The sequence below is a fragment of the Acidiphilium sp. AL genome (genome assembly GCF_025499445.1).
In the GTDB taxonomy this organism is placed as follows: domain Bacteria; phylum Pseudomonadota; class Alphaproteobacteria; order Acetobacterales; family Acetobacteraceae; genus Acidiphilium; species Acidiphilium iwatense.
On record NZ_JAIMBZ010000025.1, the window covers coordinates 1 to 12,016 of the forward strand.

General features: G+C 62.5%; 11 protein-coding genes and 1 tRNA gene. 5 read left to right on the top strand and 7 right to left on the bottom strand.

Features of this window, described 5'->3' with window-relative positions; all coding sequences use genetic code 11:
* The first annotated feature begins 176 nt into the window (after window positions 1-176).
* Entirely contained in the window at window positions 177-350 is a 174-nt protein-coding gene (locus AiwAL_RS13555) for a hypothetical protein (RefSeq protein ID WP_235706236.1), read from the top strand.
* Between the two features lie 459 nt (window positions 351-809).
* Complete coding sequence (locus AiwAL_RS13560; RefSeq protein ID WP_262312866.1) at window positions 810-1,067, top strand: hypothetical protein; 258 nt, start codon at window positions 810-812, stop codon at window positions 1,065-1,067.
* Window positions 1,068-1,130: 63 nt separating this feature from the next.
* Here the strand turns inward: AiwAL_RS13560 and AiwAL_RS20415 are convergent, their stop codons facing one another.
* The 7 genes from AiwAL_RS20415 to lepA form a co-directional block, all read right to left on the bottom strand.
* Window positions 1,131-1,277, bottom strand: coding sequence for a hypothetical protein (locus tag AiwAL_RS20415; protein ID WP_407932581.1), 147 nt, complete (start codon window positions 1,275-1,277; stop codon window positions 1,131-1,133).
* A gap of 42 nt (window positions 1,278-1,319) precedes the next feature.
* The gene (locus AiwAL_RS13570) at window positions 1,320-1,730 is read right to left on the bottom strand and encodes a type II toxin-antitoxin system VapC family toxin (RefSeq protein ID WP_235706235.1); all 411 of its coding nucleotides are present in this window, start codon (window positions 1,728-1,730) and stop codon (window positions 1,320-1,322) included.
* Between the two features lies 1 nt (window position 1,731).
* Window positions 1,732-1,977: a type II toxin-antitoxin system Phd/YefM family antitoxin gene (locus AiwAL_RS13575; RefSeq protein ID WP_235706234.1), complete on the bottom strand. Its 246-nt coding sequence runs from the start codon at window positions 1,975-1,977 to the stop codon at window positions 1,732-1,734.
* A gap of 394 nt (window positions 1,978-2,371) precedes the next feature.
* On the bottom strand, window positions 2,372-3,586 hold the full coding sequence (locus AiwAL_RS13580) for a phage integrase central domain-containing protein (protein ID WP_262312849.1): 1,215 nt from the start codon (window positions 3,584-3,586) through the stop codon (window positions 2,372-2,374).
* 170 nt (window positions 3,587-3,756) lie between these two features.
* Window positions 3,757-3,846, bottom strand: a tRNA-Ser gene (locus tag AiwAL_RS13585).
* A 51-nt stretch (window positions 3,847-3,897) separates the two neighbouring features.
* On the bottom strand, window positions 3,898-5,241 hold the full coding sequence (locus tag AiwAL_RS13590; protein WP_235703052.1) for a DNA recombination protein RmuC: 1,344 nt from the start codon (window positions 5,239-5,241) through the stop codon (window positions 3,898-3,900).
* Window positions 5,242-5,274: 33 nt separating this feature from the next.
* On the bottom strand, window positions 5,275-7,080 hold the full coding sequence (gene lepA, locus AiwAL_RS13595; RefSeq protein WP_235703053.1) for a translation elongation factor 4: 1,806 nt from the start codon (window positions 7,078-7,080) through the stop codon (window positions 5,275-5,277).
* A 153-nt stretch (window positions 7,081-7,233) separates the two neighbouring features.
* Here lepA and AiwAL_RS13600 point away from each other — a divergent pair, with 153 nt between their 5' ends.
* The 3 genes from AiwAL_RS13600 to gnd all read left to right on the top strand — a co-directional run bounded on the left by AiwAL_RS13600 (window position 7,234) and on the right by gnd (window position 12,015).
* Window positions 7,234-8,007: an ROK family protein gene (locus AiwAL_RS13600; protein WP_235703054.1), complete on the top strand. Its 774-nt coding sequence runs from the start codon at window positions 7,234-7,236 to the stop codon at window positions 8,005-8,007.
* 166 nt (window positions 8,008-8,173) lie between these two features.
* Window positions 8,174-10,999, top strand: coding sequence for a bifunctional transaldolase/phosoglucose isomerase (locus AiwAL_RS13605; protein WP_262312865.1), 2,826 nt, complete (start codon window positions 8,174-8,176; stop codon window positions 10,997-10,999).
* Between the two features lie 17 nt (window positions 11,000-11,016).
* Window positions 11,017-12,015: a phosphogluconate dehydrogenase (NAD(+)-dependent, decarboxylating) gene (gene gnd / locus AiwAL_RS13610; protein ID WP_262312850.1), complete on the top strand. Its 999-nt coding sequence runs from the start codon at window positions 11,017-11,019 to the stop codon at window positions 12,013-12,015.
* Window position 12,016 lies beyond the last annotated feature (1 nt).

The window sequence follows — 12,016 nt, forward strand, 5'->3', positions numbered from 1 at the left end:
CGCCCATCGCGCCTCACGCCCGTTATTTCCAGACCATGCGGTCCAATCCGCTCCATCATAAGTATCCACCTCCCGTAAGTGGACACCTATTCCCAGCAGCCCGCCACCCGGCCTAGGTGCGCCGAAATTCGCGCTTACAATTCTTTTGCTCCAATTTCGTCTCCCTCGTTTACGCAATGGCTTCCGAGGAAGTAACAGGCCAGCCGCGTGGTGCCATCGACCTCAACTACCAACGTGCAGCCCCGGCCGATCTGGCAAAGTATTTTCAGCAACCAAACTCCGGCTGGATCAAGCGGGGCCAGATAAAGCAAACCTTATTCATGCAGGGGAACCAATGGAATCTGGAATGAAGTGGACCCGGAATATGGGACCGGGGATGTAGCCATGTCTGGAACGCCCCCGTCGCGCAAGGTGAAAGTGGAACGAGGCGATGATCGCCGTGCAAGCGGAAAACCGCGGGATCGGCACAGGGCAGAGCCAAATCCTATGCCCTAGCCGCATGGCTCCAGCATCGACCGTGGTCTCCGTTCATGGGAATCCGGTCGCCGCAACCGAAAACTATCTTCGACCAACGAAATAATTTTGTGCCCGTGCATCGTTTTTTGCTGTCGCGGCGACCGATTGCGTACCCTTGGGGCGCCTCACTTTCGCGGGAACACACCATGGCGCGCGCAGCTGCCAATCACCGGCCGAAATGGACCCAAGACTGGACGCCGCCGTGGCGTCCCACAGATCGCGGCTATAGTTGCTGACCCTGACGCAAACCGCCTAAAATCACCTGTCCGGATAGGCAAGGAGCGCGCGCCACGATGACCCTGTCGGATGAAATGCTTGCTCACGAATTGCCAAAGATCCTGGCCGATATGATCGGGCTACACTCCGATCTGCGGGATCTGGGAGCTCGCCTCGCGAGCGCCGAGAACACACTCCTCGAACTGCGGAGCAACCTCAGCCATCAGCGAGCCAGTCGTCTACGACTTGCTGAACGTGCCGACCGCATCGACGCGCGCATCATAAGGATAGAAGAGGTTCTGGATGCAGACGAGCAAGGACGCCGTCCCGGATGATCAACCACTCGCGCAGCCGTGCGCCATCGGTGGAAGCAGCATCCGTGACCAGAAACCGGCGGATCACGCTATGACGGCCGTCGATCGAGACGTGGTTTTTGTAGCCGAGCGCCGGATCGGGATGTCGACCTGCGCTATTGGACGCCAGGCCACCTGGTCGCTGGCATCGGCGATCAAAGCCGGCCCCAGGCCGAGCTCGATCGAAGCCATCAGGTTCCCTGGCTGCACGGGAAACGGGAAGCTGTTCGGCCATCACGTCCCCGCGCCGAGCAAGGTTATATCGAGTGCGGCTGCGGCTTTTCGAAGATTGCTGTCCAGCGTCGCGAGCGGCACCGCCTCGCGTTGTGCCAGCTCGAGGTAGCTTGCGTCATAAACGGTGAGCCGGTGCTGCCGCGCAAGCGTGAGAATCGTGGCTTCCTGGGGCGTGCGGTCGATCATCACGCCGAACCGGGACAGCTCGCGCAAGAATGTAGCTGTATCGGCTTCGACCAAACGGCCACGGCGCTCACTGACGATCAGCGTGTTGCGGATCTCGAACCACCAGAGGCTGGGCGCCAGTGCCGCGTCAACACGGATCCGCTCGAGGGCATGGGCCGCAACAGGATGATCTTCATCGTCAAATGCCCAGCATGCCGCGATGGACGCATCGAGGATGAAGGGCATGTCAGTATTTATGGCCTTCGTGGCGGAAGGCGAGAATTTCCTCCAGGGTGATCTTTCCGGTCCGGCGCCGCAACGCCTTGATATTCGTGATCGCCTTGTCGATCTCGGTCTGCCGCCGGTCGGTCTCAGGGACGATGCGCGCGATCGGGCGGCCGTGACGGGTGATGCGGATGGTCTCTCCGCGCTCCACCTCGTCGAGAATCTGGGGCAGGTGGGTCTTGGCCTCGGACGCTTGGATGTCTCGCATAAAATTCACCATTTAGACTGGTTGATTCAACCAATCTAAATGGTTATCATGCCGGGATGCCGGCGTCAAACTGAGCCTGCTCATGGCTTTGTCTTCCCGGAATATTTCGTATGATAAGAACGTCATCATACAAAAAATCGGCGCCAGAAGGCGCTTGGCTGAGAGTGATTCGAAACCAGATTCCGAGGCCGCCTGGCCACCCGCAAGGCTGATTCAAGGCACAGACGAGCAAGGGCGCGACTCCGCATGATCATACGCCGCATGCCAAGGAAGAGACTCCCTGACTGCTTTTCCCGGATCGAAGCCGATCTGCTGGTCCTCAAATGGATGACCGCGGCTGCGCTCGCAGGCGTTCTGGTCCTGGTGGCAAACGCATCCCTTTGAAAGCAGCGCATTAACGTCTGCTACCTGAGAGCAGACCGATGGCCGACTTGGCCCCGTCCAGCAGCAAATCGGCCCATGCCTGGGCGAGTTCGCGGCGCCGGGGAAGATGCAGCGCCCGATTATAGGCCCCTTCGACCTTGTCCTTGGACACATGTGCCAACATGAGGTCGATGGTGTGCCGGTCGACCGGAAAACGCTCGTTCATGATGGAAGAGAACGCCGCGCGCCATCCATGGGGCACGTGCCGGTGGTGATACCCCGCTCGGTTGAGCAAATACCCCATCGCATTCTCAGACATTGGCTTGTGGCCGCTTCTGCCGTTCGGAAAGACGAAAGGCAGCCGCCCGGTAAGCGACCGCACGGCTTCGATCACTTCGACAGCCTGGCGCGCGAGGGGAACCGCATGGGGGCGCTTCATCTTCATCCGCTCGGCCGGAATCGACCATGTGGGTTCGTCGCCCTCGAGAACGAACTCGCTCCAACGTGCGAACCTGATTTCCCCCGGGCGCACGGCGGTCAGCGCGATCAGCCGAAGCGCCAGCTTCGTGACCGGATGGGCGGGGATCGCTTCCGCTGCGACGAGGGCCTCGCGCACTGATTCGAGATCGACCACGGCCGGCTGCCGTCCCTTTTTCATCGGCGCCATGGCGCCGGCCACGATCGCCGCCGGGTCGGCCTCGGCCAAGCCGCTGCCGATCGCATGGACAAAGACCGCTGACATCCGCTGCCGCACGCGCCGCGCGGTCTCAAGCGCCGGACGCTTTTCGATGCGCCGTATAACCTCAAGAACCATTGGTGCGGTGATCTCACGAATGTCGATGCCGCCAATGGCAGGGAAAACCAGCTTTTCGAGACTGCCGAGCACATCCTCGGTGTGGCGTTCGGTCCAGTGCGGCGCATGGAGGGCGTGCCATTGCCGCGCGACCGCCTCAAACCCGCGATCGCTCGCCTGGGCGTTTGCGCGCATCTGCCGCCGCGTCAGGGACGGGTCACGGCCGGCCCGCAACTCCGCCCGCGCCGCATCCCGCGCATCCCGCGCAGCGGCGAGGCTCACGGCAGGATAGGCACCAAAACTCAACAGCTTCTCGCGGCCCGCGAGCGAGTATCGCATCCGCCAGAGCTTGCTACCGCCGGGTGTCACCTGGACGAACAGGCCACCTGAATCATAGAGCTTGAAGGGCTTCGCGGCAGCAGGTGCCTTGCGCACCGCCGCGTCGGTCAGCATGTGGTAAACCCCGAAAATACCCCATCTCGGATTTCGATACCCCGCATTCTACCCCGCCTTCCATCGCGCTTGCCGCCCATCGGAGCCGATGAACAGCCACACGATAGGCTCAGAAAACAAGGGATTTCAAGGGATTTTTCGATGGTGATCGACAAGGGGCAACCGGGGTCTGGCGGAGGGAGTGGGATTCGAACCCACGGTACGCTTTCACGCACACACGCTTTCCAAGCGTGCGCCATCGACCGCTCGGCCATCCCTCCGGCGCCGGCGCTTCTTAGCCAAAGAAACGCGGCGGCTCAAGCGGGGGCGGGCTATTCCTCGGCGGCGGCTTCGATGCCGAGCAGGGGGGCGGCTTCGATGTAGTCCACTGCTTCGACCGCACGCAGGGTGCGGCCGACGGCGCGGATGCGGATCTGGGTTTTTTCGATATCGCCGCTCATGTCGATTGAGCGTTTGGCGAGTTTTTCCATCGTGTCGCCGAGTTTGCCCCACTCGGCTTTCACCGCGCTCAGGATCTTGCCGATTTCGCCCGCCTTGCGCTCGAGTTGCACGGTGAAATGGCCGACTCGGATGGTATGCAGAAGGGCAGGGAGCAAGCTCGGGCTCTGGATCAGCACACGGGTTTCGCGCTGAATCTGCTCGATCAGCCCTGGTATCCGCGCCACTTCGGCGAACAACCCCTCGCTCGGTAAATAGAGCACCGCGATGTCGGTGGTGCGCGGCGGACGGATATATTTCTGGGCGATCTTCTTCGCCTCCGCCCTGATCCGCGCGCCCAGCGCCACGATCGCGATCTCCTCAGCCACCCGATCCGCCGCCTCCGATGCCAGCAGCAGCCGGTCGTAATCCTCGGTCGGAAACTTCGCATCGATCGGCAGATATACCGGCTGCTCCCCCTCGCGCACCGGCATCCGCAGCGCGAATTCCACCGTCTCCGCACTGTTCGGATCGGCCTTGAAATTCGCCTCGAAGGTGCCCGGCGGCAGGGTATCCTCCATGGTCTGGCGGATCTGCGCCTCGCCCCAGCCGCCGCGCGATTTCACGTTGGCGAACAGGCGTTTGAGATCGCCCACCTGGGTCGCGACGTTCTGCACCTGGCCGATCGCCTGCTGCACCTGGGCGAACTGGTCGGCGACCCGTTGGAAACTCTCGCCGATCCGCTTTTCCAGGGCCGATTGCAGTTGCTCATCGACCGCGAGCCGCATCGCCTCCAGCTTGGCCTCGTTGCCGGCCCGCATTTCGTCGAGTTTCTGCTCCACCCGGCCGCGCAATTTCTCCTGCTCCTCGCGCAGCGCGACGGAGAAACCACCAAAATCGCGCCCCATCCGGTCGGCGAGCTGGGTCTGGCTGTCGGTGAGACGCGCGATCACCGCCAGCGTCTCGTTCAGCGCCTGGGCGCGGCCGGTCTGGGCGGCGCGCTCCGCCTCCGCCAGTTTTTCCGTCATCAGCAGCGAAAGATCGCCGATCGCGCCGTGCAGCCGGCCCAACTGCTCGTTCTGCGCCCGCGCCCCCTCCTGCACCCGCTCGAACGCGGTAATCAATCCGGCGCGCGACTGCTCCGCGATTTCGCTCCGCAGCGTTTCGCTCAGCCCCGCAATCCGCCGGGATTGCAGCGACAGCACCGCCAGCGCCAGCAGCACCAGGAGGAGCAACAACAACAAAATCCCGGCATCGAGGAGGAGCAAAACTCAGGCGTCCATCTTCAACGCGGCGAGGAACGCGGTCTGCGGAATTTCGACCTTGCCGAACTGGCGCATCCGCTTCTTGCCCTCTTTCTGCTTGTCCAGCAGCTTGCGCTTGCGGCTGATATCGCCGCCGTAGCACTTCGCGGTCACATCCTTCGACAGTGCGCCGATCGTCTCGCGCGCGATCACCCGCCCGCCGATCGCCGCCTGGATCGCGATCTTGAACAACTGCTTGGGGATCAGATCCTTCAGCTTGGCGCAGATCGCCCGGCCGCGCGTCTCGGCGACCGAACGATGGGCGATGAAGGCGAGTGCATCGACCGGCTCCAGATTGACCAGGATCGAGATTTTCACCAGCTCGCCCTCGACGTAATCGTCCATCTGGTAATCGAAGCTCGCATAGCCGCGCGAGACCGATTTCAGCCGATCGTAGAAATCGAACACCACCTCGTTCAGCGGCAGCCGATACACCGCCATCGCCCGATTGCCCACATAGGTCAGATCCGCCTGCTGGCCGCGCCGCTCGTTGCACAGGGTCAGCACCGCGCCGAGATAATCGTCCGGCACCATGATCGTCGCCTTGATCCACGGCTCCTCGATATGATCGATCACCGATCCGTCCGGCATGTCGGCCGGGTTGTGCAGCTCCATGGTCTCGCCATTGGTCTTGTGCAGCCGATACACCACCGAAGGCGCGGTCGCGATCAGATCGAGGTCGAATTCACGCGACAGGCGCTCCTGGATGATCTCCAGATGCAGCAATCCCAGGAATCCGCAGCGGAATCCGAAGCCCAGGGCCGCCGAGGTTTCCGCCTCGTAGTGGAAACTCGCGTCATTCAGCCGCAGCTTGCCCAGGCTGTCGCGCAGTTTCTCGAAATCGTCCGCATCGACCGGGTACAGCCCGCACCACACGACGGGAATCGACGGCTTGAAGCCAGGCAGCGCCTCGGCCGAGGGGTGCCGATCGTCGGTGATCGTGTCGCCCACGTTGCAATCAGCCACCGTCTTGATCGCGGCGGTGATGAAACCGATTTCGCCCGGCCCCAGATCCGCCTCCGCGCGCAATTTCGGCGCGAACACCCCAACCTGATCGATCGTATGCACTGCCCCGGTGGACATCATGCGGATGCGCTGGCCGCGTTTCAGCCGGCCGTTCTTCACCCGCACCAGGATGATCACGCCGAGGTACTGGTCGTACCAGCTATCCACCAGCAGCGCGGTCAGCGGCGCATCGGCATCGCCCACCGGCGGCGGCAGCCGCGTCACCAGCGCTTCCAGCACGGCTTCGATGTTCAACCCGGTCTTGGCGGAAATTTCCACCGCATCCGACGCATCCAGCCCGATCACGTCCTCGATCTGCTGCTTGACCCGCTCGGGTTCGGCCGCCGGCAGGTCGATCTTGTTGAGCACCGGCACGATCTCGTGATGCGCGTCGATCGCCTGATACACGTTCGCAAGGGTCTGCGCCTCGACGCCCTGCGAGGCATCGACCACCAGCAGCGACCCCTCGCACGCGGCGAGGCTGCGGCTCACCTCATAGGCGAAATCGACATGGCCGGGCGTGTCCATCAAATTCAGCGTGTAGGTCCTGCCGTCCTTCGCGGGGTAGGACAGCCGCACCGTCTGCGCCTTGATGGTGATGCCGCGCTCCTTCTCGATATCCATGGTGTCGAGCACCTGCTCGGTCATTTCGCGCGCGGTCAGCGCGCCGGTGGCCTGGATCAGCCGGTCGGCCAGGGTCGATTTGCCATGGTCGATATGGGCGATGATCGAGAAATTGCGGATGAGTTCGGTAGGGGTCGCGGTCATACGCGCCCTTTAGTCCAGTTTCGCTTCCGTGTCAGCGCCGCTCCGTCCGGCGTGCCGGGGTGACGATTCCGCGACGCAATTGAAAAGAGTGGCGGAACGCGCCAGATTGTTCCGCGTGCGCCTTCAGGCGCATTATTAGCCGGGGATGGAACCATGGACCGATCGACGAGCCAGGCAACGCACCGGGCCGACGCCAAGCAACCTGGCACGGCGCAGCTCCGTACCCTGTGTGTCGATGTCGGCGGCAGCCATGTCAAGGCCGCGATCGTCGGCCAGGATTCGACTGAACTGACCGATCAGGTCAGGGTGGTCACCCCGCTCGGCGGCGCGCCTTCGGTCCTGGTTGAAACCATCGCCGCGCTGGCCGCCCCGCTCGGCGGGTTCGACCGGGTTTCGGTCGGGTTTCCCGGCGCGGTGCGCGATGGACTCATCTTGACGGCGCCCAATCTCGGCGGCGCCGAATGGCACGGATTCCGGCTGGTGGAAAAATTGTCGGCCCGGCTCGGCCGTCCGGTGCGGCTCGCCAACGACGCGACGGTGCAGGGCCTCGGCGCCATCTCCGGGCGTGGGCTCGAATGCACCATCACGCTCGGCACCGGCATGGGGTTCGCGCTGTTCAGCAACGGCGAACCCGCGCCGCATCTGGAACTCGGCCAGCACATCGCGCGCAACAAGCGCAGCTACGATCATTACGTGGGCGAAGCCGCCTTGAAGGTCGATGGCGCAGGCAAATGGAACAAGCACGTGCAGAAGGTCATCGAGGCGCTGCGCGTCCTGGTCAATTTCGACATGCTCTATATCGGCGGCGGCAATACGAAGCGGATCGGCTTCGACCTGCCCGCTGACGTCCACCTGGTCTCGAACGAGACCGGCATCACCGGCGGGATCAGGTTGTGGGACGGTGTTCCGGGGCAGCTAGACGCATGATCGCCCCCGCGTTCACGATACGGTCAGGAACGCCCGACCCCGCCCGACATCGCGTGACATCAGTGGCCGCCCGCCCCATCTGTCCTGACGGATGATCGGGAGGGAGGCCGCGTCCAACCGAAACGATCGACATCCACGCCTTCTGCTATCTGCTAGGAGATTCATGATGAATGCCCTGAAACAACTCGCCGAGACCGGCCAGGCGCCGTGGCTCGATTTCGTCCAGCGCCATCTGATCCAACAGGGCGACCTCAAAACCCTGATCGAGCGGGACGGGCTGAAGGGCGTCACCTCCAACCCATCGATCTTCGAAAAAGCCATCGCCGGCTCGAAGGATTACGGCGATGATCTCGCCGCGTTCCTCAAGCACGCCGATCATGGTCCGATGGCGATCTACGAGCATCTCGCCATCGCCGACATCAAGGAAGCGGCCGATGTCCTGCTTCCCGTGTTCAAAGAAACCAAGGGCCGCGACGGCTTCATCAGCCTGGAGGTTTCGCCCTATCTCGCGAACGACACCGAAGCCACCATCGCCGAAGCGCGGCGCCTGTGGAAAGCGGTCGGCAAGCCCAATCTGATGGTCAAGGTGCCGGCCACCACGGCCGGAATCCCGGCGATCCGCACCCTGATCGGCGAGGGGCTGTCGATCAACGTAACCCTGCTGTTCGCCGTGCCGGTCTACGAGGAGGTGGCGAAAGCCTATATCGCCGGGCTCGAGCATTTCGCCGGACAGGGCGGCGATGTTTCCAAAGTCGCCAGCGTCGCCAGCTTCTTCGTCAGCCGGATCGACAACGTCATCGACAAGCAGCTTCAGGCGAAAATCGATGCCGGCGACACCGCGCTGAAACCGCTGCTCGGCAAAGCCGCCATCGCCAATGCGAAAGTCGCCTATGAGAGATACAAGAAGCTGTTTTCCGGCAAGGCGTGGGATGCGCTCGCCGCCAAGGGGGCCCACACCCAGCGGCTGCTCTGGGCCTCGACCAGCGTGAAAAACCCCACCTATCCCGACACGCTCTATGTCGAAACCTTGATCGGCCGCGACACCGTCAACACCATGCCGCCGGCGACGATGGATGCGTTCCGCGACCACGGCAAAGTTGTGCCCGATGCGGTCGAACAGGATCTCGCCGGCGGCAGGGCAATCCTGAAATCGCTCGAAAAATCCGGCATTTCTCTCGAAAAAGTCACCGCCGATCTGGTGGTGGACGGGGTGAAGCAATTCGCTGATGCGTTCGACAAGCTGCTCGGCGCGGTGGCCGAAAAGCGCGCGGCGTCGGTCTCGGTGAACAAGGCGACCGTCGAGACCGACGATGCGCTCAAATCCGCAATCGCGGCAGAGCAGAAACAATGGCTCGCGGAAGGCAAAATCCGCAAATTATGGGAAGGCGATAAATCGGTCTGGACCGGCAAGGACGAAGATCACTGGCTCGGCTGGCTCGATATCGTCAGGCATGAACACGACCATGTCGGCACGCTGGCGCGCTTCGCCGAGGCGGTGAAATCCGGCGGATTCGCGCATCTCGTTCTGCTCGGCATGGGCGGGTCGAGCCTCGGGCCGGAAGTGCTGGCAAAGAGCTTCGGTCACCATGCGGGCTGGCCACGCTTTCACATGCTCGACAGCACCGATCCCGCGCAAATCCGCACGCTCGAACGCACGCTCGATCTCAAGAAAACCATGTTCATCGTGTCGTCGAAATCGGGCAGCACGCTGGAGCCGAACATCTTTCTCGCCTATTTCAAGGCGCGCATGATCGAGACGGTCGGCGACGCCCATTGGGCCGAGCATTTCATCGCCGTCACCGATCCGGGTTCCGCGCTCGAAGCCGAGGCCAGGAAGGATCGTTTCGCCCATATTTTCCATGGCGTGAAATCGATCGGCGGGCGCTATTCGGTGCTGTCGAAATTCGGCCTGGTTCCCGCCGCCGCCATGGGAATCGACGTGGCGCGGTTCCTGGAAATCACCGCCCACATGGTCACCGGTTGCGGCGCCAATGTTCCGGTGGACCAGAACCCCGGCGCGGAACTCGGCCTGCTGCTGGGCATCGCCGTCAAGCAGTTCAAGCGCGACAAGGTCACCATCATCGCCTCGCCGAAAATCGCCGATCTCGGCGCCTGGCTTGAGCAGTTGATCGCGGAGTCCACGGGCAAGCAGGGTCACGGCCTGATCCCGCTCGACAGTGAACCGCTGGGCGATGTCAGCGTCTATGGCAAGGATCGCGTGTTCGCCTATCTCGTTCTCGACGGTAATGAGCAGAAGGCGCAATCCGTTCATGTCGCGGCCCTGGCGAAAGCGGGGCATCCGGTGGTGCGTATCGCGGTGCGCGATGTCGCGCATATCGGGCAGGAATTTTTCCGTTGGGAAATCGCAACTGCCGTCGCGGGTGCGATCATCGGCATCAACCCGTTCGACCAGCCGGATGTCGAAGCCAGCAAGATCAAAACCCGTGCCCTGACTGACGCTTATGAAAAATCCGGCGGCGTCGCGCAGAACGAGCCGGTGTTCCGCGCGAACGGCGTCGCGATCCATGCCGACGCGAAGAATGCCGAAGCACTCGGCCGGCATAATTCGCTCGCGACATATCTTGCGAAGCATTTCGGCCGCGCCCACGCCGGCGACTACATCGCCATCCTCGCCTATATCGAGCGCAACGAGGCGCACGGCAAAGCGTTGGAGGCGATCCGAACCCGGCTGCGCGACGCACGCAAAGTCGCCACCTGCCTTGGTTTCGGGCCGCGCTTTTTGCATTCGACGGGCCAGGCCTATAAGGGTGGACCGAACAGCGGCGTGTTCCTGCAAATCACTGCGGACGATGCGCATGATCTTCCGGTTCCCGGCCACTCCTATAGTTTCGGCCAGGTCAAGGCCGCGCAAGCCCAGGGCGATCTCAGCGTCCTGGTCGAGCGCGGCCGGCGCGTTCTGCGCGTTCACCTGAAAGATGTCGGCACGGGCTTGAAGGAATTGCAACAGGCCGTCGACCACGCATTCCATTAACGGAGCGGAGCAAGAATATGAAAATCGGAATCGTCGGCCTTGGCCGCATGGGGGCCAATATCTCGCGTCGTCTGATGCGTGCAGAACACGAGTGCGTGGTGTTCGACAAATCCGCTGACACGGTCAAGGATCTTCAGAAAGACGGCGCAACCGGCGTCGGTGATCTTGCCGCGATGATCAAGGCGCTGGAGGCACCGCGCGCGGTGTGGGTCATGCTGCCGTCGGGACATATCACCGAGGAAACCATCGAAGCCCTCGCCGAGCTGATGGATAAGGACGACGTCATCATCGATGGCGGCAATACCTTCTACAAGGACGATATCCGCCGCGCGGCCACGCTCAGGAAAAAATTCATTCATTATCTCGATGTCGGAACTTCCGGCGGGATCTGGGGCATCGAGCGCGGCTATTGCATGATGATCGGAGGCGAGGCCGATGTGGTGAAACGGCTCGATCCGATTTTCAAGTCCCTGGCACCCGGCATCGGCACGATCGAGAAAACCCCCGATCGCGACGGGAAAGACCCCCGCGCCGAGCAGGGCTACATCCATGCCGGCCCGGTCGGTGCCGGGCATTTCGTGAAAATGGTCCATAATGGCATCGAATACGGCTTGATGCAGGCCTATGCGGAAGGTTTCGACGTCCTGCGCAACAAATCCTCGACCGATCTGCCCGAAGACCATCGCTTCGAGCTCAATCTGGCGGACATCGCCGAGGTATGGCGGCGCGGCAGCGTGGTCTCGTCCTGGCTGCTCGACCTGACCGCCTCGGCTCTGGCCAAGGACGAACAACTCACCAACTATACCGGCTATGTCGAGGATTCCGGCGAAGGCCGCTGGACCATCGAGGCCGCCATCGAAGAAGCCGTGCCCGCCGAGGTTCTGACAGCCTCGCTGTTCGCCCGCTTCCGCTCGCGCAAGGAACACACTTTCGGCGAAAAAATGCTCTCGGCGATGCGCCAGGGTTTCGGTGGTCACATCGAACAAGGTCACGACACTGGCAAAAAGGGAAGCTGAC